The sequence below is a fragment of the Streptomyces sp. NPDC001606 genome, from assembly GCF_053596835.1.
This window is the reverse complement of record NZ_JBSFHC010000013.1, coordinates 142,561-163,077: the sequence shown is the minus strand read 5'-3', so window position 1 is coordinate 163,077 and position 20,517 is coordinate 142,561. Positions and strand designations below refer to the sequence as shown.

The window sequence follows — 20,517 nt, the reverse complement described above, 5'->3', positions numbered from 1 at the left end:
AGCTGCTCACCAGGTCGGGCGGGCCGAGACGCCGCCGTCCACCACCAGGTCGTGCCCGGTGATCCAGGAGGCGAGCGGGGAGGCGAGGAACACGCACGCGTCCGCCACGTCCTCCGGGCGGCCGAGGCGGCCCGCGGGGGCGGCGGCGAGCCAGCGGCGGACGCCGTCCGGCCAGTCCCCGGCCAGCCCCGGGCGGTCGATCAGCCCCGGTGACACCGTGTTGACGCGGATGCCGAACGGGCCGTACTCCAGGGCCGCCGCGCGCGCGTGCATCACCACCGCCGCCTTGGCCGCGCTGTAGTGGGCGTGGCCCGGGGCCGGGTGGCCGGCCTCGATGGAGGCGATGTGGGTGACGGTGCCGCCGCCGTGGGCGCGCAGATGCGCGGCGGCGGCCTGGGTGCAGGAGAAGACGCCGGTGAGGTCGGTGTCGACGACCGTGCGCCACTCGGCCGCCGTCATGCCGGGCAGCGGCTGGACGGGCTGCACGGCCGCGTTGTTGACCAGCGCGGTGAGCGTGCCGCCGGACCACCGCACCGTCTCCCGGACCAGCCGGTGGCAGGCCTGTTCGTCCGTCAGGTCCGCCTGGAGAACGACCGCCTCGCCGCCCGCGGCCCGGATGCGGCCGGCGGTGTCCTCGGCCGCCGCGCGGGAGGTACGGCAGTGCAGGGCCACCTTCGCGCCCTCCTCGGCGAACCGCAGGGCGATGACGCGACCGATACCGCCGCCGGCACCGGTGACGAGGGCGGTCTGTCCCGCCAGCAGAGGGGTGAGCCGACTCATGGACGGCACAGTTCCCTGATCCGGGCGGCCTCGGCCGGATAACGCGCCGCAAGGACGTCCGCGTCGCCGTGTTCGTAGTCCGGGTAGGTGAATCCGGGGGCCATGGTGCAGCCGAAGAGGCTCCAGGCCCCGCCGGGCGCCACCCGGGCCCCCATCCAGGTGCCCGCCGGGACGGTGAACTGGAGGTGCTGGCCGGCGTGCAGGGCGGGGCCGAGGACGGCCGTACGGGTGCTGCCGTCGGGGGCGAGGAGCAGCAGGTGCAGCGGGTCGCCGAGGTAGAAGTGCCAGATCTCGGCGAAGGGCAGGCGGTGCAGGGCGGAGAAGTCGTCGGCGGTGAGCAGGGCGACGATGGCGGTCCCCTCCGGGCGGCCGTCCGGCCGCTCGGGCCCCGCCCAGGTGCGCCGGAACAGGCCGCCCTCGCGGGGGATGGGTTCCAGGCCGTAGTGGGTGATCAGGTCCTCGGGGGTCGGCGCGCCGGACGTGCGGGCCGGGTGCGGGTCCGGGTTCGTCACCCGGGGAAGGCTACCTCCCGTGGCAGGAAGGCGAGTTGAGCCCGCTTCTCCGGGAGGTGCACGTCGGGGAGGTCGACCTCCGGCAGGACGACCTCCGGCCCCCGCACGAATCCCTGGCGTTCGAAGCGGGCGATCGCCTTGGCGTTGCGGACGTCGGGGTCGACCACGAGCCGCCGTCGGTCGAGGACCAGCAGGGCGTATCCGGTGACCGCGGTGAGCAGGGCGGACGTCCAGCCGGGGCGCGGGCCTTCGGGCCCGGCCGGGGCGAGCAGGAGGTGGACGCCGAGGTCGCCGGGGCGTACGTCGTAGACCTCGCCGACCCGGTCGGCGGCCGGTTCGTACGTCTGGAGCAGGGCCGCCGGCACGCCGTTCCTGGTGACCAGGTGGGCGTGGTGGGTGTCGAGGCCGGCCATGTGGGTGTAGATCTCGGCGACCTGGTCGCGGGTGAGGCCGGTCATGCCCCAGAAGGCGGCGCGCTCCTCGCTGACCCAGGCGTGGATCACGTCCGCGTCGGCGGCCGGGTCGAGGGGGCGGACGCGGACGGTGCCGTAGCCGTCGATGTGCTCTTCGTGGGGGAGGTGCGGGTCAGTCATCGGTCTCCTCGGTGGGGTCGGGGGTGAGCGAGGTCCAGTCGGTGACGACCGGGGCCAGTTCTCCCGCCCGCCACAGCGGGAGCTGGTCGCGGTGGTGCGGGCTGCCGGGGACGCCGTCGGCGCCGAAGGGGACCACCCAGCGGCTGTTGGCGCGGTCGGCGAGGTCCCAGACGTAGCGGGCGGCGGGACCGCGGGCCGCGCGGTCGGTGACGCCGGGCACGGCGGAGGTGCACAGCAGGCAGTCGTGGTCCCCGGCGAGACCGGGTTCCGGCTCCTTCTCCGGCTCCTCGGGCAGGGCTCTCCAGGCGGCGAGCCGGTGGGTGTCCGCCCAGGTGCCGGTGGGCGGCGCGGCCGCGGTCTCCTCCAGGGCGGCGCGGACCAGGGCGGGGCGGTCGATGCCGTACAGCTTCTCGGCGCGGAGCAGGTGTTCCAGGGCGTAGCCGACGCGCGGGATGAGGGCCAGCCAGGGGAGCAGCAGGTCGGGGTAGGCCGGGGGCTCGGCGAGCGGGGCGAGGACGGGGTGCGCGGCGATCTGGCGTACGACCGCGCCGCGCAGCGCGGCGTAGGCCGCCGCGTCGGTGCTGTCGGCGTCCATACGGCGGTCCCAGGCGAGCAGGCGGTCGCGCAGCCGGGCCGCGGCGGGGGTCAGCCCGTCGAGGGCGGCGAGGTGGTCGAGGAGGGGTCCGGCGGAGCCGAGGTGGGTGTCGGTGTGGAGCGCGGGCATGGCGTCGGCGGTCCAGGTGGGGCGCGCGTCGAGCAGGTCCTGGATGCGGGTGGCGCGGTGCGGCGGGGCGAACTCGACGCCGAGGGGGGAGGCGAGGCCGCGCTCGTTGGCCATGACGGCGGTGCCGTCGGGCGTGGGCGCGTACGGCGTCTCGTGCCAGCCCTGCCACTCGTGGCCGGGGAGCCAGGCGGGCACGGGGTGCAGACGGTTGGCGTGGGCGCGGAGCGGGACCCGGCCGGCGATGCGGTGCAGGGTGCCTCCGGCCGTGTCGGCGGCCAGGACGGTGTTGACCGGTTCGGCCCAGGAGTCCAGGGCCCGGTCGACGTCGGCGACGGTGCGGGCGCGCAGGAGGGGGAGGAGGGCGCTGAAGCCGAGGTCTTCCGTGACCCGGGGCGGGTAGCGCAGGGCCAGGGCGGTGGTGTCGTCGCCGTCGCCCACGACGCCCGGATCGGCACCCTCTATGACGCCCGCGTCCAGGCCCTCCGGCCCTCCGGCGACCACCGGGCCGCGCGGGGTCTCGATCAGCTCGATCTCCAGCGGGGGTTCGTGCGCGATGTGGACCGTCTCGGTGTGGCGGGTGGCGCGGTGCCAGTGGCCGTCGGGGCCCAGGGCCTCCACTCCCGCGCCGGTGCGGCGCAGCCGCTCGCGGTAGAGGTCCTGGTAGTCGGCCATGGCGTGGGTGATGGCCCAGGCGACCTGGCCGGTGTGCCCGAAGTGGGCGATACCGGGGATGCCGGGGACCGCCAGGCCGACCACGTCGAACTCGGGGCAGGACAGGTGGATCTGCTGGTAGACGCCGGGGTCCTCGATGAAGCGGTGGGGGTCGCCGGCGATCAGGGCGTGCCCGGTGTCCGTGCGGTCGCCGGTGACCAGCCAGCCGTTGCTGCCCGCCGTGCCGGGGCCGTCCGTGGCGAACAGGCCGACGGCGTCGGGGCCGAGGTGCCGGATCGCCTGCTCGCGCCAGAGCTTGGCGGGGAAGCCGGCGAAGAGGATGTGGGTGGAGAGCCAGACGGCGAGGGGTGTCCAGGGCTGCCAGGGGCCGGGGGTGAGACCGGTGCGGGCGAACTCGGGGGCCCGGCGGGCGCCGCGCGGCAGGCCTTCGTTGACCCCCTCGACAAACGCGCGGACCCAGTCCGCCGTCTCCGCGTCCCGGCGTTCCAGCGCGGTGAAGCAGCGGCGGGCGGTGTCGTCGAGGCGGGCGCGGCGGGCGAGGACGTCCCAGGAGAGGGCGGCGGCGCCGAGGAAGGCGGCCGAGGTGCCCTGGGCGCGGTGGCGTTCGACCTCCAGTTGCCAGGCGCGGTCCAGCGCGGTCACCCGGCCCTGGGCGCGGGCGAGTTCGCGGGCGTCGGCGGCGCGCAGGTGGGGGATGCCCCAGGCGTCGCGCCAGGTCTCGGTGGTCACCTGGGACCCCCTTCGCTTTAGGTTAGCCTTGCCTAACTTGATGATGGTTGAATCGTACGGGAGCGGTGCCCCTGCACGGCACCTGCACCCTGGTCGCGGGAGACCGGCCATGCCGGATCACCGGCCGCGCGGGATCATCGACCCATGGACGTCACCCTGCATCTCGCCCAGGACCCCGCCGCCGACGCGCTGCTCGGACGCTCCCCGCTCGCCGCGCTCGTCGGCATGCTGCTGGACCAGCAGATCCCGATGGAGTGGGCGTTCAAGGGGCCCCGGACCATCGCCGACCGGCTCGGCGCCGAGGACCTGGACGCGCACGACATCGCCGCGATGGACCCGGAGGCCTTCGCCGCGGTGCTCTCCGAGAAGCCGGCGGTGCACCGGTACCCGGGCTCGATGGCCAAGCGGGTGCAGCAGCTGTGCCAGTACCTGACCGAGCACTACGACGGTGACGCCGAGGCCGTCTGGCGGGGCGTCGCCACCGGCGCCGAGCTGCGGAAACGGCTGGAGGAGCTGCCGGGGTTCGGCAAGCAGAAGGCGCAGATCTTCCTCGCCCTGCTGGGCAAGCAGCTCGGGGTCGCGCCGGAGGGCTGGCGGAAGGCCGCGGGGCCGTACGGCGAGGCGAAGTCCTTCCGGTCCGTCGCCGACATCACCGGACCCGAGTCGCTGGCCAAGGTGCGCGCCCACAAGCAGGAGATGAAGGCGGCGGCGAAGGCGGCGAAGGCCTCGGGCACGTCGAGCGGCACCGGCTGACCCGGCCCGCCCCGGACCCGACCGGGCCGCGGTGTCACCCGTTCGGGCGCTGCCCGCTGGCAGGGCCGTGGGCGCCGGGCCAACGATGGATCATGACCGAGGCACCGAACAGCGGCCCGGACTGGGGCCGCGAGTACGACGACCGGCATGTGCACGCGAGCACGCCGCCCGGCGGCGGCACCCGGGAGTCCGCGCCGCCGGGTGGCGGCCACCGGGAACCCGAGCCGCCGTTCGAGGGCCCCCTGCACGCTCTGTCGCAGGCCGCCTGGCAGGTCGTCCTGGTCACCGGCATCGCCTCGCTGATCCTGGGCGTCCTGGTGCTCGTCTGGCCCGGCCCCTCCCTGCTCGTGGTCGGCGTCCTCTTCGGCGTATACCTGCTGATCAGCGGCATCTTCCAGCTCGTCGCCGCCTTCGGCACCCACAAGGCGACCTCGCTGCGGGTGCTGGCCTTCGTCAGCGGCGCCCTGTCGGTCCTGCTCGGCCTGTTCTGCTTCCGCGGGCCCATGCAGTCGATCCTGCTGCTCGCCCTGTGGATCGGCATCGGCTGGGTGATCCGCGGCATCACCCAGACCCTGGCGGCCGCCTCCGACCCCCGCATGCCCGCCCGCGGCTGGCAGGTGTTCCTCGGGGTCCTCACCTTCCTCGCCGGCATCGTGCTGATCGACTCACCGTTCCGCTCGGTCGCCGTACTGACCCTCGTCGGCGGCATCTGGCTGGTCGTGGTCGGCATCGTGGAGATCGTCACCTCCTTCGGCATCCGCAGCCGGGCCCGGCAGATCCCACGGACCGTGTGACCCCCGTCAACCCCACGCCCTCCCTGTTCACCCGACCCACGGTCCACAGCCTGTGCATAACGGCCGGGCGGACGGGGAGCCGGGCGCGGAGACCCCTGCTTCGCCCACACATGCTCCCGGTAATCCCCGTTATGTTCTGTTTGCGAGATCTTTTCCAGGCTGGCACTCCGTCGCCATGGCTGCGCCCGGAACGTCTTGACCGGTAGGCTTTCCGTGTGATCTTCAAGCGCATCGGAAACGGCCGGCCGTACCCCGACCACGGCCGGGAAAGCACCCGGCAGTGGGCGGACGTCGCGCCGCGCCCGGTCCGCCTCGATCAGCTCGTCACCACCAAGCAGCAGCTCGATCTCGAGACCCTGCTGGCGGAGGACTCGACGTTCTACGGCGACCTCTTCGCGCACGTCGTGAAGTGGCAGGGCGACCTCTACCTGGAGGACGGACTGCACCGCGCCGTCCGCGCCGCCCTCCAGCAGCGTCAGGTGCTGCACGCGCGCGTGCTCGAGCTGGACTGACCGGCCCCGACCGGCCCGGCGCGACACAGCCGTTGGCCCTTTCGGGTTCCACTCGGCGGCATCGACTGATCATCTAATAGGCAGCGCCGCCCGGGCGCACTACGCTGCGCCCATGAGCATGCTGACTCCTCCCGGCATGGGCGGCCAGTACCGGATCACGGGGGACAAATACCCTCGGATGCGTCCGCCCCGGCGACGCGGCAGGCTCGTCGCCGCCGTGGTGGCGTCCGCCGCCGCGCTCGGTCTGATCGGCTGGGGCACCGTGCAGCTCATCGACGTCTTCACCGGCGGCGAGAAGGCGACAGCGGCCACGTCCAAGGCCGGCTGCCGGACCAAGGTCTCCCCCGCCGCCCATGCCAAGGCCCTGCCCGAGCCGGGCCAGATCACGGTGAACGTCTACAACGCCACCCAGCGCACCGGACTCGCCAAGGACACCGCCGACGCGCTGAAGAAGCGCGGCTTCAAGATCGGTGACGTGGGCAACGCCGGCAAGGAGTACGACAAGAAGGTCAAGGGCACCGGGATACTGCTCGGCCCCGCCGGCGCCCGGAACACCTCGCTCCCGGTGCTGGCCACCCAGCTGGCCGCCGCCGAGCAACGGGTCGACGGCCGCAAGGAAGCCGACCTCGACCTCATCATCGGGGACGGCTTCAAGGGCCTGGCCAAGCCGGCGGACGCACAGCAGGCCCTGGCGGCGCTGACCACGCCCGACGCGACGGCGGAATCCGTCAAGAAGGGCTGCTCGTAGGAAAACCCGTAGGAAAAGGCTCGTAAGAAAAGGGGAACCCCTGGGCGCCTCTTCAGGCACCCCTGGGCTCCCCTGAGCCGCCCGCAGTCGCGGAAACCTACTCGGCCGCGCCGTACAGGCGGTCGCCCGCGTCGCCCAGCCCCGGCACGATGTAGCCCAGCTCGTTGAGGTGGTCGTCCACCGCGGCCGTCACGACCGTCACCGGCGTGCCCGCCAGCTCCCGCTCCATGACCTCGACGCCCTCGGGAGCGGCCAGCAGCACCACCGCCGTGACATCGTCGGCGCCCCGCTTGATCAGCTCCTGGATCGCCGCGACCAGCGTGCCGCCGGTGGCCAGCATCGGGTCGAGGACGTACACCTGGCGGCCCGAGAGGTCCTCCGGCATGCGCGAGGCGTAGGTGGAGGCCTGGAGCGTCTCCTCGTTGCGGATCATGCCGAGGAAGCCCACCTCGGCGGTCGGCAGCAGCCGGACCATGCCGTCCAGCATGCCGAGACCGGCGCGCAGGATCGGCACCACCAGCGGGCGGGGCCGGGCGAGCTTGACGCCGGTGGTCTGCGCGACCGGCGTCTGGATGTCGACGGTCTCGGTGCGTACGTCCCGCGTGGCCTCGTAGGCGAGCAGGGTGACCAGTTCGTCGGCGAGCCGGCGGAAGGTCGCGGAGTCGGTGCGCTGGTCGCGCAGCGTGGTGAGCTTGTGAGCGACCAGGGGGTGGTCGACGACGTGGAGACGCATGCCCATAACGGTACCTGCGCCGACGACCGCCCCGCCCTGGCGTCAAACCGGCCGTCCGGGGGAAAGTGGGAGGGAGGACCGGGGTGGTGTGACGTGCCTGACCTGCCTGACCCGCGCGACGCGGGCGATTCCGAGACCGCCGGAGCGAAGGCGCCGGAGAACGACGCCGAGCGGCGCCGCCGGCGCGCCCAGTTCCTGCGCGACCTCGCCGAGGCCCGCGCCCTGCGCGCCCGCGTCCAGCCCCGGCGCACGAAGGCCGCGCGCCTGCGCCACGCGATGCGGATGCGGACCTTCCGCTGGTAGCCACGCGCGGCCGGTGGACCGGCCCCCGGTGGGGAAGATCCAGGTCCGCTTGGGCGTTTGGCAGGCGGGGGTGCGTGAGTGCTTCGAAAAGCCGCGTACGATCCGCAGGTGGCGGCAACAAGTGCGCTGGTGAGTCGATTACGGATCCACGCTCGAAACTGCCGGACACAGGGAGCCGAAGACGTCCCCTGAACGCCTTGTTTCTGCCACGATTCCGAGTGGGTGGGGCTCGGAGCCCAGCTCTCTCCGCCCAAGAACCTCCGCCGGGGGGACCCCCAACCGGCACGCCTATGACCAGTGGGAGAGTCACGGTGTACTTCGCCGCACTGCTCGCGCGCACCGAAGACGGGTGGGAAGCGAGCGACACAGAGCTCGACGATGTGGAGACCCTGTCGGATCTGGCCGACCTGGCCCGGGAAGCCTCTCCCGACGAGGACACGGTGCTCGTGCTGATCGAGCAGGAGGACGCCTGGTTCGGCGTCGTCCGCGTGGACGGCGAGGACGACCCTCGCATCTACGTCTCGGACGCGGCCGCCGCCCAGCGCAGCGCGTACGGCGAGCTGCTGCTCACCGACGAGCTGCTCGGCCGGGAGCCGGGTGCCGACGACGGCCCCGACCTGGACTCCCTGGACCTCGACGGCACCGAGGACGGCGAGTCCGAGGACGAGGACGAGGACACGGACGGCACCGGGGGCGACGCGGTGTCGCACACCCCGGTGGGCGACAGCCGGATCCTCGACGACCTGGGCATCAGCGAGAAGGAGCTGCGCACCCTGGACGCCGACGACGCGCTGAACACGATCGCCGAGGCCCTGGGTGCCTCGGAGGTGCTGGAGACCGTCCGCTGACCGCAGCACAGCACGGGCAGGGCACGCCGGACCCGGTACGCGACCGCTGGCGGGCCGCGATGCGGCTCGCCCTGGAGGAGGCCGGGCTGGCCGCCCGGGGCGGGGACGTCCCGGTCGGCGCGCTCGTGCTGGGCCCGGACGGTACGACGGTGATCGCGGCCGGGCACAACGAGCGCGAGGTCACGGGTGATCCCACGGCCCACGCGGAGGTCCTCGCGCTCAGGCGGGCCGCGGCCAGGCTCGGGGAGTGGCGGCTGACCGGCTGCACGCTCGTCGTCACCCTGGAGCCCTGCACGATGTGCGCGGGCGCGCTGGTCCAGTCCCGGGTGGACCGGGTGGTCTACGGCGCCCGCGACGACAAGGCCGGCGCGACCGGCTCGCTCTGGGACGTGGTGCGCGACCGGCGGCTCAACCACCGCCCGGAGGTCATCGAGGGCGTCCTCGCCACGGACTGCGCCCGACTCCTCACCGACTTCTTCCGGAACCGCTGACGGCACCGGTCGCGACAGCAGTCACGGCAGCACCGGATACCGATTTCAAACCTTGCCCCACCTTGCTGTAGGGTCTCCCTCGGTAGCGTGTCCGAGCGGCCGAAGGAGCTCGCCTCGAAAGCGAGTGTGGCGCAAGTCACCGAGGGTTCAAATCCCTCCGCTACCGCTCTTGGAAGGGCCCCGTCGAAAGACGGGGCCCTTCGTGCGCGCGCCCCACGGTGGCCGCCCGCGCGGCAAGGGGCCTCGGGCAGTGGGCCGTTGGCCCTGGAAAAGGCCGTGAAGGTTAGACTCGCGGCCGGCGGCAGCGGCCCACGAGGCCAAGGCAGAGGGGAGGCCGCGGTGGCGGTGAACGCCAAGAAGATCGTGGTGTACGCGCTCGTGGTCTTCGTGCTCTACGTGATCATCACGGACCCGGCCAAGGCGGCCTCGTACGTCCAGATAGGCTTCGAGGGCATATCTGACGCGGCCAAGGCCATAGGCGACTTCATGACCTGGGTCGCCAACGGAGGAAAGAGCTGAGGTACACCCCATGATCCGCCACCTGGTCCTGTTCAAGCTCAACGAGGGCGTCGAGCGTGACGATCCGCGGGTCGTGGCGGGCGTGGAGGCGTTCCGGGCACTGGGCGGCCAGATCGAGGAGCTGCGCTTCTGGGAGTGCGCCTGGAACATCAGCGACCGGCCGATCGCCTACGACTTCGCGATCAACTCGGCCGTCGAGGACGCGGACGCCCTCAAGCGCTACCTGGAGCACCCGGCCCACCAGGCGGGCGTCGCGCTGTGGCGCGAGTTCGCCACCTGGGTGATCGCGGACTACGAGTTCTAGGCCACCCGGCTCCCCCGAGTTCTCCCGGAAGCCCCTCGCCGGACGGCGGGGGGCTTCCGCGCGTCCTGCACCCGGTCCCTGCACCCGTCCCTGCACCCCGGTCCGCCGACCCCAACTTGTCGGAGTTTGAACACAACACGGGGTTATGGGGTGCTTGCACACAGTGCACATGTCTTGTGATGCTATGACCGCTTTTGACGGATGATTGACCGATGAAGAGGTGGCGTTGACCGTGTCGGCCAGTACTGCGCCGCCCCAGGAAGAGGCGCCCGCTCCCGCCCCCGCACCCGCCCTCTCGGACCCCGCGCCCGACCCTCCCGGCCCCGGAAAACGCCGCGGCGCCGACACCCGGGCCCTGACCCAGGTACTCTTCGCCGAGCTGAAGCAGCTCACCCCGGGCACGCCGGAGCACAACCGGGTACGGGGGGCGCTGATCGAGGCGAACCTCCCGCTCGTGCGCTACGCGGCCGCCCGCTTCCGCTCCCGCAACGAGCCCATGGAGGACGTCGTCCAGGTCGGCACCATCGGACTGATCAACGCCATCGACCGCTTCGACCCCGACCGCGGCGTGCAGTTCCCGACCTTCGCGATGCCCACCGTCGTCGGCGAGATCAAGCGGTACTTCCGGGACAACGTCCGCACGGTCCACGTACCGCGCCGGCTGCACGAGCTGTGGGTGCAGGTGAACAGCGCCACCGAGGACCTGACCACGCTCTACGGCCGCTCGCCCACCACCGCCGAGATCGCCGAGCGGCTGCGGATCAGCGAGGACGAGGTGCTGTCCTGCATCGAGGCGGGGCGGTCGTACCACGCCACCTCGCTGGAGGCCGCGCAGGAGGGCGACGGGCTGCCCGGCCTGCTGGACCGCATCGGATACGAGGATCCCGCCCTGGACGGCGTGGAACACCGCGACCTGGTCCGCCATCTCCTCGTCCAACTCCCCGAGAGGGAGCAGCGCATCCTGCTGCTGCGCTACTACAGCAATCTCACCCAGAGCCAGATCAGCGCGGAACTCGGCGTCTCCCAGATGCATGTCTCCCGGCTGCTCGCCCGCAGCTTCCAGCGACTGCGCTCCGCGAATCGCATCGACGCATAACCCCTTAGGGGACTTCCGACCCACCCTTCGGGCCGGTGCACGGCAGGCGCACGGAAGCACGGCAGGGATCACGGCCTGCATCGCAAACGCGATCGATGCCTCACCGCGCAGAGCGAATCGCTCACCAGCACCGATGCCGACAGTTGTGCCCCGAAAGAGCGTCAGACCCCTTTTATCCAGGGGCGATTCGAATCTTGCATGTCGACATGTCACTACAGCGTGTTGCCGACATGTGACATTCTGCGGGAAGAGCGTTTGCCGGGGCTTCGGCTCCGGTATTCAGGTGAAGGCTGCGTTGCCCGGAAGACGGCGCCGCCGCCGCGACCGTCCCGCGACCCAAAGGGGGTGGCATGTCCGCAGACCAGGGCAGCTCGAAGGTGCTGACGCCCGCGATGAGCGAGGTTGCGCCCAAGGAGCTCGACGCTCTCGACGTCCTCGACGGCATCGAGGGCATCACGCCCCTCGCCGCCGTGCCGTCCCCGACCGTTCCCCTCGCCGAGGCCGCCGCCGACGCCGGGGCCGACCTCGAGTCCCCGCTCGCCGTCGAGGCCCCGCCGGTCCTGCCGGCCACCGGGGACATCGACACCCGCACCCTGTCCCGCTCCCTGTTCCTGCGACTCGCCGCGCTCGGCGAGGACAGCCCCGAGCGGGCCTACGTCCGGGACACCCTGATCGAGCTGAACCTGCCGCTGGTCCGCTACGCGGCCGCGCGCTTCCGCTCGCGCAACGAGCCGATGGAGGACATCGTCCAGGTCGGCACCATCGGCCTGATCAAGGCGATCGACCGCTTCGACTGCGAACGGGGCGTGGAGTTCCCGACCTTCGCGATGCCGACCGTGGTCGGCGAGATCAAGCGCTTCTTCCGGGACACCTCCTGGTCGGTGCGCGTCCCGCGCCGGCTCCAGGAGCTGCGCCTGGCCCTGACCAAGGCGAGCGACGAGCTGTCCCAGAAGCTGGACCGCTCGCCGACGGTCACGGAGCTGGCCGCCGCGCTCGGCGTCTCCGAGGAGGACGTGGTCGACGGCCTTGCGGTCGGCAACGCGTACACCGCCTCCTCCCTGGACTCCCCCGCCCCCGAGGACGACGGCGGCGAGGCCTCCCTGGCCGACCGGCTCGGCTACGAGGACACGGCCCTGGAGGGCGTGGAGTACCGCGAGTCGCTCAAGCCGCTGCTGGCCAAACTCCCGCCCCGGGAGCGGCGGATCATCATGCTGCGGTTCTTCGCGAACATGACCCAGTCGCAGATCGGCGAGGAGGTCGGGATCTCGCAGATGCACGTGTCCCGGCTGCTGACCCGGACGCTGGCGCAGCTCCGCGAAGGTCTCATCTCGGACTAACGGTCCGCGGGACACCCGCGCCGATATTCCTATCTGACGGTATGTCAGCCACCATGGGGCGATGCTTCATGCGACGACATGGATGCGTGGCCGCCGCGGGGTCCTCGCGGCGGCTTCGGTGGTCTTCGTCTGCCTCGGCGGGGTGATCGCCGCCTGCGGAGGCGGCGGACCGGGTGGCGGCTATGCCGCGGTGGGCGGCGGCTCCTCGCCGGGACGCCCGTCGGCCGCGACGCCGACGGGATCGGTGACGCTGGTACCGCTCGACGGAGCCGGCCCGCGCCGCCACAGCCGTACCCGGGCGAGCAGCGACTCACCTCCAGGGGCGACCCCTGCGTCCGCATCCCCGGCCACTACTCCGACCTCGGATGACAGCGGCAGCCCGGAACCGCCGACGCCCGCCTCTCCGAGACCGAGCCGCAGCCCGAGGCCCGGCCCGACAACCGGTCCGACCTCCGGCCCCACCTCGTCGACCGGCCCGTCGTCCGGCCCGTCCACCGCCCCGACGACCACTCCGGCCGCCCCGGCCGATCTCTCCTGGGGCACCCCCGCCACGGCACCGACGGATCACCGCTGGTGCCAGAAGGTGACGGTCGGCTTCCGCAACGCGGGCGGTACGGCGGTGGCGTCGGGCTCGGTGACCTTCGGGACGCACATCATCGGGGCGCTCGGCATCGACTGGGGAACCGTCGAGTCCACCGCGGACCTGCCGGTGCCGATCGCCGCCGGAGCGGAGCAGAGCACCGACTGGACGGTGTGCGTCGACCCCTGGAGGGTGCCGCTCGGCATGCACATCGAGACGCGGGACGTCTCCGTACGGTGGAAATGAGCCCGCACGAGCCAGTCAGCCCGCACGAGCCAGTGAGCCCGTCGGCGCGTCCTACGACAGGGCCAGCCAGGCCACACCCGCCACCACCGCGATCGCCACGATGACGCCGATGATCAGGCCGACGCGGGGGCCGGAGGAGGCCGCCGCCTGCTGCTGCCGTCCCTGGGGAGCCTCGTCGACGAACGCGCGGAACATCTGGGTGCTGCCGGCGGGGTCGTAATTGCCCTGGGGGCCCTGGGTGTTAGCCATGGCCCGAGACCTTAGCGAAGACGGGGCCGGGCACCCAAGTGGGGGGCCACCGGGACAGACGGGGGCAGCCCACCCGCAGCCCACCCGCACCGACCTGCACATTTACGATCGCAATACTTGCCTTTGCCAAGGTTTTGCGTCAGCCTCCATCCGACTTATTTGCCTGTAGCAACCAATCGCGCGTATGGTTGCCCCAAGCAACGAATACGGGAGGTGTGATGGCCGAGCAGACGCAGTTCGAAGAGCTGGCGCGTCAGCTCAGTGCCGTCGGGGCCGTGAAACGGGACCTGGGGCGGATCCTGCCCCACGACTGCCCGGCCGGCTCGGCCGCCGTGCTGACGCTCCTCAGCCGCCACGGCGACATGCGCATGAGCAAGCTCGCCGAGCTGCTGGCCGTGGACATGTCGGTCACCAGCCGCCATGTCGCACACGTCGCCGCACGCGGCTGGATCGAACGGCACCCGGACCCGGCGGACAAGCGCTCGCGCATCCTGCGCCTGACCCCCTCGGGCCTGGAGCAGTGCGACGAGCTGTCCCGGCGGACCTCGCATCTGCTCGCCGAGCGGCTCGCCGACTGGACCGACGACGAGGTCGGCCAGCTCATCCGGCTGATGACCCGCCTGCGGGCGTCCTTCGGCGACTGCCGCTCGACGCCGGCCCGGCTCCCCGCGGAGCCCGCCCCCGTAGTCGCAGAGACCACCCGTACACCCGCAACCACGTAAGAGAAGGAAGCCCATGGCAACGACCACACCAGCCGGTGTGCGGGCTCACGCCAAGCACGGGGGAGGCTCCTCGGCGGGCCACGCCCCGATGACGCACCGGCAGATCATGGAGGCGCTGTCCGGCCTGCTGCTCGGCCTGTTCGCCGCCATCCTGTCCTCGACCATCGTCACCAACGCCCTGCCGACGATCATCAAGGACCTCGGCGGCGGCCAGTCCGCGTACACCTGGGTCGTCACCGCGGCGCTGCTCTCGATGACCGCCTCGGTGCCGCTGTGGGGCAAGCTGGCCGACCTGGTCAGCAAGAAGGCCCTGGTCCAGATATCCCTGGTGATCTACATCATCGGCTCGGTCATCGCCGGTACGGCGCAGAACCCGGCCATGCTGATCACCGCCCGTGTGGTGCAGGGCCTGGGCGCCGGCGGTCTGTCCGCCCTGGTCCAGGTGATCATGGCCGCGATGATCTCCCCGCGTGAGCGCGGCCGGTACAGCGGTTACACCGGTGCCACCTTCGCCGTGGCCACCGTCGGCGGCCCGCTGCTCGGCGGTGTCATCACCGACACCGACTGGCTCGGCTGGCGCTACTGCCTCTTCGTCGGTATCCCGTTCGCGCTGATCGCGCTGATCGTCCTCCAGAAGACCCTGCACCTGCCGGTGGTCAAGCGCCAGGTCAAGGTCGACTGGCTCGGCGCCTTCTTCATCACCGCCGCGGCCTCGCTGCTGCTGATCTGGGTCACCTTCGCCAACGACAAGTACGACTGGCTGTCCTGGCAGACGTACACGATGGTGGGCGGCACGATCGTGCTCGCGCTGCTCTTCGTGTACACCGAGACCAAGGCCTCCGAGCCGATCATCCCGCTGCGCCTGTTCCGCAACCGCACCATCTCGCTGGCCTCGCTGGCCTCGCTGTTCGTCGGTGTCGGCATGTACTCGGGCACCGTCTTCTTCTCGCAGTACTTCCAGCTGGCCCGCGACAAGTCCCCGACCATGTCGGGTGTGATGACCATCCCGATGATCGGCGGTCTGTTCGTCGCGTCGATGGTCTCCGGCCGGTTCATCACCAGCACCGGACGCTGGAAGGGCTGGCTGGTCGCCGGCGGTGTCTTCCTCACGGCGGGCCTCGGCCTGCTCGGCCTGATGCGCTACGACACCCCCTACTGGGAGCTGTCGATCTACATGGCGCTGCTGGGCATCGGCGTCGGCATGATGATGCAGAACCTGGTGCTGTCCACGCAGAACCAGGTCGCCCCGCAGGACCTCGGTGTCGCCTCCTCCGTGGTGAGCTTCTTCCGCTCCCTCGGCGGTGCGGTCGGCGTCGGCGTGCTCGGCTCGGTCATGTCCGAGCGGATCACCCACTACGCCAAGGACACCATCACCGAGCTGAGCCCGAAGGCCCGGATGGCGGCCGCGCACGCGGCGGGCGGCAACGGCCTGCCCGACATGGACAAGCTGCCCACCCCGGTCCGCACCTGGCTGGAGGGCGCCTACGGCCACGGCATCGCCGACGTCTTCCTCTACGCGGCGCCGTTCGCCCTGATCGCCTTCGTCGTCGTGCTGTTCATCAAGGAGGTTCCGCTGAAGACCAAGGGAGCCCTGGCCCAGGCCGCCGAGGGCGACAGCGCCCCCGCCGAGGCCACCCCGGTCGCCGCCGAGGCCGCCCCGGTCGCCGAGCAGCCGGTCCCGGCCGCCGTCGCCGCCACCCCGGCCGCCGCCACCGCGCAGACCCCGGCCGCCGCCACGGCCACCCAGCCGCTGGCCACCGCCGTCGCCACGGTCGCCGGGCCCGGCACCACCGGCGGCACCCCGGTGCACGGCTTCGTCCGCGGCGCCGAGAGCGCCCCGGTCCCGCAGGCCGCGGTCACCCTGATCTCGCTGTCCGGCCGCCAGCTGGGCCGCGCGGTCGCCCAGGCCGACGGCGGCTACGCGATCGACGCCCCGGGCACCGGCTCGTACGTCCTGATCGCCTCCGCCGACGGCTACCAGCCGCAGGCCTCCACCGTCGTGGTGGGCGAGGAACCGCTGTCGTACGACATCCTGCTCAGCGGCACCAGCGGGCTGACCGGTGTGGTCCGGGCCGCCGGGAGCGCGCTGCCGGTCAAGGACGCCATGGTGATCGTCACCGACGTCCGCGGTGACCTGCTGGCCACCGCCGCCACCGGGGAGCAGGGCGACTTCGCCCTCACCGACCTGGTGCCCGGCACCGTCACCGTCGCGGTCAACGCGCAGGGCTTCAGGCCCCGTGCGCTGCCGGTCGAGGTCGGCACCACCGGGGTCACCCGGGTCGAGATCGACCTGGACGCCGGCGCCCGCCTCCAGGGTGTCGTCCGGTCCCCGCACGGCCTGCTGGCCGACGCCCGGGTGACCCTGGTCGACCAGGCCGGCAACGTGGTCGGCACCGCCACCACCGGCGCGGACGGGGCGTACGCCTTCACCGACCTGGACAGCGGCGAGTACACCGTCATCGCGACGGGCTACCCGCCGGTGGCCACGGCCCTCACCGTCTCCGGCACCGGAGTCGACGGCCACGAGATCGAACTCGCCCACCCCGGCGAGTAGTCCGGCCCCCGGCCCGTGGTGCGCGCCCCTCGTGCGCACCACGGGCCGGTCCATTACGACCTATTTATTAGGCTTTTTCAGGGAGAAGAACGGGATGGGACTGACCGCGAAGATCCGTACGCGGGACGGGTGGGCCGTGTCGCACGCGGTCGTCACGGTGACCGACATGACCGGTACGCAGGTGCTGCGGGCCGAGGCGGACGCCGAGGGGGCCGTGCGGGACACCACCGAGCTGGCGCCGGGGGCGTACACGGTGATCGTGACGGCCGTCGGGTACGCGCCCGCGGCCTCCTCCGCGATCGTCACCGCGAGCGGCCGGGCCGAGGTCGGCACGGTCACACTGGCCCGGCAGGGCGGCTCCGAACTGCCGCCGCCCGGCCCCTGGACCATCGACCCGGTGCACTCCTCCGTCGCCGCGGTCGCCCAGCACCTGGGCATCTCCAGCGTGCACGGCCGGTTCACCGAGTTCGGCGGCACGATCGAGATCGCCCCCGACGACATCGGCAAGTCCCGGGTGGAGGCGGTCATCAAGGCCGCGTCCGTCGACACCGGCAACGGCATGCGCGACACGCACCTGCGCTCGGGGGACTTCCTCGACGTCGAGAACCACCCGGAGATCACCTACCGGTCGACGGGCCTGACCCAGTCCGGCCCCGACCGCTGGACGGTCCACGGCGAGCTGTCCATGCACGGGATCGTACGACCGGTGGACCTCGACCTGGCCTACCTGGGCACCGGCGCCGACCCCTGGGGAGGCACCCGGGCGGCCTTCCGGGCGACGGCGGAACTGCACCGGGAGGACTTCGCGATGAACTACAACCAGGTGCTCCAGGCGGGGATCGCCGCGATCGGCACCACCCTGAAGGTGGAGCTGGACATCCAGGCGGTCCAGGGCGACACGCTGCCCCAGGCGTAGGCACAACAGGGTCAGCCTCGCGGTGGCCGGCTGGCCCTAGGGTGCTGTCATGGCACCGAACATCGCTACCAACACCCGGGTTTCCCTGGACGAGTTGCTGGAGTTCGTACGGCCCCGGCACCGGGCGCTGCTGATCACCCGCCGGGCCGACGGCGGGCCGCAGGCCTCCCCGTTGACCTGCGGGGTCGACGACTCCGGCCGGATCGTGGTCTCCACCTACCCGGAGCGGGCCAAGGCCCGCAACGCCCGGCGGGATCCGCGGGTCGCGCTGGTCGTCCTGAGCGACGACTGGAACGGCCCGTGGGTCCAGATCGACGGCACGGCCGAGGTCGTCGACACCCCCGACTCGGTGGAACCGCTGGTCGAGTACTACCGCAACATCGCCGGTGAGCACCCCGACTGGGACGAGTACCGCGCGGCGATGGTCAAGCAGGGCAAGTCGATCATCCGGATCACCCCCGAGCGCTGGGGCCCGGTGGCCACCGGCGGCTTCCCGGCCCGGCTGGTGACGGACCAGGACTGATCAGCCGCGCTCGACCATCACCTCGATACCGGCGATCAGCAGGTCCAGGGCGAAGGTGAAGTCCCGGTCCATCATCTCGGCGACCGTGTCCCCGCCGCGGGCCTCCATGAACTCCCTGGACTCCTGGATCATGTCCGCGGCCTGGGGATGCCGCTGCGCCTCGGTCAGGGCCTGCTGGTAGTAGTCGTCCGCGCTCAGCCCCGAGTCGGCGATCCGGGACATGAACTGGGACTCCAGCGTGCCGTAGCCGTACACGAACTGGAACACGGCCGAGATGGCGCTCATCACCCGGTGCGCCGGCAGCCCGGTGCGCCGGACGACGCGCTGGACGGTACGGGAGAAGGCCAGCGCGTTGGGCCCGATGTTGAGGTACTGCCCGGCCAGCCGGGACAGCCACGGGTGACGCAGCAGCAGGGCCCGGTATCCGGCGGCCAGGTCGCGCAACTGGGCCCGCCAGTCGGGTTCCTCGGCGCCGTCCGGGTCGGGCAGCCGCAGTTCCCCGAAGGCCGCGTCCAGGGCGAGTTCCAGCAGGTCGTCCTTGGTGTCGACGTACCAGTACAGGGACATCGCGGTGACGTTCAGCTCACCGGCCAGCCGCCGCATGGAGAACTTGGCCAGCCCCTCGGCGTCGAGCAGCCGTACCGACGCCGAGGTGATCCGCTCCCGGTCGAGCCCGGAGGGCTGGCCGCTGCGCCCGCCGCGCGGGGCCTTGCGCTCCAGCCAGACACTGGCCCGCGCCGACCGCCCTGAGTCCTTCACCACCGGTGCCCTTCCTCGTTACCGATCACTGTCCCGGCCCGCTGTGCACACCCGCGGCTCCCGACATACCCATACCATCCGAACCGTCAGGTGACGCTCCGCTCCGCCCGCCGAAGCAGCACCGCGGCCAGCAGACCGCCCGTCAGCACGGCTGCCGCTCCGACCAGTTGACCGGCTCCCAGCCCCGTGGACAGCGACTTGCCCGAGGCCAGTGAAGAGCTGAGCACGGCGCCCAGGACGGCGACACCAAGACCGTTTCCGAATTCGGCCAACGTTCCGTTGATCCCGGCGCCCACCCCGGCCTTCGCCGGCGGTATCGCGCTCATGATGGCGTGCGCCATCGCCGGCGAGGCCACCGCGGCGCCGGCGCCGATGCCCACCAGCCCGGCCAGCGTCCCGGCGTAGCCGCCGGAGTCCAGCTCGGCGATCGACACCAGCCCGAGGGCCATCAGCGCCATCCCCAGGGCGATCGAGACCGGTGTGCCCAGCCGCTGCGACAGCTTGGCCGCCAGTCCGGAGAAGTTCAGCAGTACGACCGTGAGCGCCAGCGGAGCCGTGCGCAGCCCCGCCTCCAGGGGCTCGTAGCCGAGCACGAACTGGAGGTGCTGGGTCAGCAGGAACAGCGAGCCGCCCATCCCGAAGGCGATCAGCACCGCCCCGGCGACGGCCCCGGTGAACTTGCGGTCGCGGAAGAAGTGCGGATCGAGCATCGGCTCGGCGACCCTGCTCTCGGCATAGCCGAAGAGCCCGAGCACCACCACCGCCACGGCCGCCGTGACCAGCACGCGCGGCGAGGTCCAGCCATGAACCGGCCCGGCGATGATCGCGTAGACGAGCGCGGCCATCCCGACCGTGGACAGCAGCGCGCCCACCAGGTCCGGCCGGTCGCCGCGCGGGGCCTTGGACTCCGGTACGAGGACGACGGCCGCGACCAGGCCCAGTGCCGCCACCGGAAGGTTGATCAGGAAGATCGAGCCCCACCAGAAGTGGTTCAGCAGGAAGCCGCCGATGAGCGGGCCGGCGGCGAAGCCCAGGGCGTTGACCGCGGCCCATATGCCGATGGCCTTCGGCTGCTCCTCCGGGGCGAAGATCTGCATGGCGACGGCGAGGGTGGTCGTCATCAGCAGCGCGCCGCCGATGCCCATGCCGGCCCGGGCGACGATCAGCTGGGTGGTGGAGCCGGCGAGGGCCGCCGTGAGGGAGCCGATGCCGAACAGGGCGAGCCCCGCGACCAGCATCTTCTTACGGCCGTACCGGTCGGCGGCGCTGCCCGCGGTGAGCAGCAGGCCGGACTGCACCAGCGAGTAGGCGTTGATCATCCACTGGATGTCGGAGGTGGCCGCGTGCAGCTCGCGGGTGAGTGAGGGGATGGCCACGTTCAGGACGGTGTTGTCCAGCAGCACGGTGAGCTGGGCGAGACAGATGACACCGAGGATCAGCCAGCGCTGGGGGTGGCCCTGCGGGGTGTGCGGACTCGTTGACATGTTGTACACCGTATAGCTGGCAGCTATACGGTGTAC

At 72.0% G+C, this 20,517-nt stretch carries 25 protein-coding genes and 1 tRNA gene; 17 read left to right on the top strand and 9 right to left on the bottom strand.

Going from position 1 to position 20,517, the window contains the following annotated elements; genetic code table 11:
* Window positions 1–6: 6 nt before the first annotated feature.
* Genes ACWCV9_RS23755 through ACWCV9_RS23740 form a run of 4 tightly spaced genes read right to left on the bottom strand, consistent with a single transcriptional unit; the run spans window position 7 to window position 4,010 of the window.
* Window positions 7–780: an SDR family NAD(P)-dependent oxidoreductase gene (locus tag ACWCV9_RS23755; protein WP_450789316.1), complete on the bottom strand. Its 774-nt coding sequence runs from the start codon at window positions 778–780 to the stop codon at window positions 7–9.
* Window positions 777–1,292, bottom strand: coding sequence for a cupin domain-containing protein (locus tag ACWCV9_RS23750; protein WP_450789315.1), 516 nt, complete (start codon window positions 1,290–1,292; stop codon window positions 777–779). The genes ACWCV9_RS23755 and ACWCV9_RS23750 overlap by 4 nt, the downstream gene beginning before the upstream one ends.
* Window positions 1,289–1,885 (bottom strand): GNAT family N-acetyltransferase, encoded by a 597-nt coding sequence (locus ACWCV9_RS23745; protein ID WP_450789314.1) that lies wholly within the window; start codon window positions 1,883–1,885, stop codon window positions 1,289–1,291. Before ACWCV9_RS23745 ends, ACWCV9_RS23750 begins: the two co-directional genes overlap by 4 nt.
* Window positions 1,878–4,010 carry a penicillin acylase family protein gene (locus ACWCV9_RS23740; RefSeq protein WP_450789313.1) on the bottom strand — a complete coding sequence of 711 codons (2,133 nt, stop codon included), beginning with the start codon at window positions 4,008–4,010 and terminating at the stop codon, window positions 1,878–1,880. Before ACWCV9_RS23740 ends, ACWCV9_RS23745 begins: the two co-directional genes overlap by 8 nt.
* 144 nt (window positions 4,011–4,154) lie before the next feature.
* Between ACWCV9_RS23740 and ACWCV9_RS23735 the strand changes: the two genes are divergently transcribed.
* The 4 genes from ACWCV9_RS23735 (at window position 4,155) to ACWCV9_RS23720 (ending at window position 6,817) form a co-directional block, all read left to right on the top strand.
* Complete coding sequence (locus tag ACWCV9_RS23735) at window positions 4,155–4,763, top strand: HhH-GPD-type base excision DNA repair protein (protein ID WP_450789312.1); 609 nt, start codon at window positions 4,155–4,157, stop codon at window positions 4,761–4,763.
* 92 nt (window positions 4,764–4,855) lie between these two features.
* Window positions 4,856–5,557 (top strand): HdeD family acid-resistance protein, encoded by a 702-nt coding sequence (locus ACWCV9_RS23730; protein ID WP_450789310.1) that lies wholly within the window; start codon window positions 4,856–4,858, stop codon window positions 5,555–5,557.
* A 215-nt stretch (window positions 5,558–5,772) separates the two neighbouring features.
* The gene (locus tag ACWCV9_RS23725; RefSeq protein WP_004943146.1) at window positions 5,773–6,069 is read left to right on the top strand and encodes a type II toxin-antitoxin system VapB family antitoxin; all 297 of its coding nucleotides are present in this window, start codon (window positions 5,773–5,775) and stop codon (window positions 6,067–6,069) included.
* A gap of 112 nt (window positions 6,070–6,181) precedes the next feature.
* Window positions 6,182–6,817 (top strand): LytR C-terminal domain-containing protein, encoded by a 636-nt coding sequence (locus ACWCV9_RS23720; protein WP_450789308.1) that lies wholly within the window; start codon window positions 6,182–6,184, stop codon window positions 6,815–6,817.
* A gap of 97 nt (window positions 6,818–6,914) precedes the next feature.
* On the opposite strand, the gene upp is transcribed toward ACWCV9_RS23720, so the two are convergent.
* Window positions 6,915–7,550 carry a uracil phosphoribosyltransferase gene (upp, locus tag ACWCV9_RS23715; protein ID WP_450789306.1) on the bottom strand — a complete coding sequence of 212 codons (636 nt, stop codon included), beginning with the start codon at window positions 7,548–7,550 and terminating at the stop codon, window positions 6,915–6,917.
* A gap of 102 nt (window positions 7,551–7,652) precedes the next feature.
* Here upp and ACWCV9_RS23710 point away from each other — a divergent pair, with 102 nt between their 5' ends.
* The 8 genes from ACWCV9_RS23710 (at window position 7,653) to ACWCV9_RS23675 (ending at window position 12,448) form a co-directional block, all read left to right on the top strand.
* Window positions 7,653–7,853: a hypothetical protein gene (locus ACWCV9_RS23710; RefSeq protein ID WP_450789421.1), complete on the top strand. Its 201-nt coding sequence runs from the start codon at window positions 7,653–7,655 to the stop codon at window positions 7,851–7,853.
* Between the two features lie 311 nt (window positions 7,854–8,164).
* Window positions 8,165–8,701 (top strand): tRNA adenosine deaminase-associated protein, encoded by a 537-nt coding sequence (locus tag ACWCV9_RS23705; protein WP_450789419.1) that lies wholly within the window; start codon window positions 8,165–8,167, stop codon window positions 8,699–8,701.
* A gap of 59 nt (window positions 8,702–8,760) precedes the next feature.
* Window positions 8,761–9,192 (top strand): tRNA adenosine(34) deaminase TadA, encoded by a 432-nt coding sequence (gene tadA / locus ACWCV9_RS23700; protein ID WP_450789304.1) that lies wholly within the window; start codon window positions 8,761–8,763, stop codon window positions 9,190–9,192.
* 81 nt (window positions 9,193–9,273) lie between these two features.
* Window positions 9,274–9,358, top strand: a tRNA-Ser gene (locus ACWCV9_RS23695).
* Window positions 9,359–9,531: 173 nt separating this feature from the next.
* The gene (locus tag ACWCV9_RS23690) at window positions 9,532–9,711 is read left to right on the top strand and encodes a hypothetical protein (RefSeq protein WP_385841416.1); all 180 of its coding nucleotides are present in this window, start codon (window positions 9,532–9,534) and stop codon (window positions 9,709–9,711) included.
* 10 nt (window positions 9,712–9,721) lie between these two features.
* The gene (locus ACWCV9_RS23685; RefSeq protein ID WP_356153995.1) at window positions 9,722–10,015 is read left to right on the top strand and encodes a Dabb family protein; all 294 of its coding nucleotides are present in this window, start codon (window positions 9,722–9,724) and stop codon (window positions 10,013–10,015) included.
* A gap of 226 nt (window positions 10,016–10,241) precedes the next feature.
* Window positions 10,242–11,111 carry an RNA polymerase sigma factor SigF gene (locus ACWCV9_RS23680; RefSeq protein ID WP_385841801.1) on the top strand — a complete coding sequence of 290 codons (870 nt, stop codon included), beginning with the start codon at window positions 10,242–10,244 and terminating at the stop codon, window positions 11,109–11,111.
* Between the two features lie 350 nt (window positions 11,112–11,461).
* Entirely contained in the window at window positions 11,462–12,448 is a 987-nt protein-coding gene (locus tag ACWCV9_RS23675) for an RNA polymerase sigma factor SigF (RefSeq protein ID WP_450789301.1), read from the top strand.
* Between the two features lie 180 nt (window positions 12,449–12,628).
* Here the strand turns inward: ACWCV9_RS23675 and ACWCV9_RS23670 are convergent, their stop codons facing one another.
* Window positions 12,629–12,991: a hypothetical protein gene (locus tag ACWCV9_RS23670; RefSeq protein ID WP_450789300.1), complete on the bottom strand. Its 363-nt coding sequence runs from the start codon at window positions 12,989–12,991 to the stop codon at window positions 12,629–12,631.
* 40 nt (window positions 12,992–13,031) lie between these two features.
* On the opposite strand from ACWCV9_RS23670, the gene ACWCV9_RS23665 reads away from it, so the two are divergent.
* Entirely contained in the window at window positions 13,032–13,274 is a 243-nt protein-coding gene (locus ACWCV9_RS23665; RefSeq protein WP_450789299.1) for a hypothetical protein, read from the top strand.
* A gap of 51 nt (window positions 13,275–13,325) precedes the next feature.
* Here ACWCV9_RS23665 and ACWCV9_RS23660 read toward each other — a convergent pair whose 3' ends face one another.
* Window positions 13,326–13,523, bottom strand: coding sequence for a hypothetical protein (locus tag ACWCV9_RS23660; protein ID WP_385841422.1), 198 nt, complete (start codon window positions 13,521–13,523; stop codon window positions 13,326–13,328).
* 218 nt (window positions 13,524–13,741) lie between these two features.
* On the opposite strand from ACWCV9_RS23660, the gene ACWCV9_RS23655 reads away from it, so the two are divergent.
* From ACWCV9_RS23655 to ACWCV9_RS23640, 4 genes are all read left to right on the top strand, one after another.
* On the top strand, window positions 13,742–14,245 hold the full coding sequence (locus ACWCV9_RS23655; RefSeq protein ID WP_450789297.1) for a MarR family winged helix-turn-helix transcriptional regulator: 504 nt from the start codon (window positions 13,742–13,744) through the stop codon (window positions 14,243–14,245).
* 13 nt (window positions 14,246–14,258) lie between these two features.
* Entirely contained in the window at window positions 14,259–16,799 is a 2,541-nt protein-coding gene (locus ACWCV9_RS23650; protein WP_450789295.1) for an MFS transporter, read from the top strand.
* 94 nt (window positions 16,800–16,893) lie between these two features.
* Window positions 16,894–17,715 (top strand): YceI family protein, encoded by an 822-nt coding sequence (locus tag ACWCV9_RS23645; protein WP_450789293.1) that lies wholly within the window; start codon window positions 16,894–16,896, stop codon window positions 17,713–17,715.
* Window positions 17,716–17,764: 49 nt separating this feature from the next.
* Window positions 17,765–18,238, top strand: a complete 474-nt coding sequence (locus ACWCV9_RS23640) for a PPOX class F420-dependent oxidoreductase (RefSeq protein ID WP_450789292.1) — start codon at window positions 17,765–17,767, stop codon at window positions 18,236–18,238.
* On the opposite strand, the gene ACWCV9_RS23635 is transcribed toward ACWCV9_RS23640, so the two are convergent.
* Window positions 18,239–19,000, bottom strand: a complete 762-nt coding sequence (locus tag ACWCV9_RS23635) for a TetR/AcrR family transcriptional regulator (protein WP_450789290.1) — start codon at window positions 18,998–19,000, stop codon at window positions 18,239–18,241.
* Window positions 19,001–19,083: 83 nt separating this feature from the next.
* Window positions 19,084–20,481 (bottom strand): MFS transporter, encoded by a 1,398-nt coding sequence (locus tag ACWCV9_RS23630; RefSeq protein WP_450789288.1) that lies wholly within the window; start codon window positions 20,479–20,481, stop codon window positions 19,084–19,086.
* Window positions 20,482–20,517: the final 36 nt, after the last annotated feature.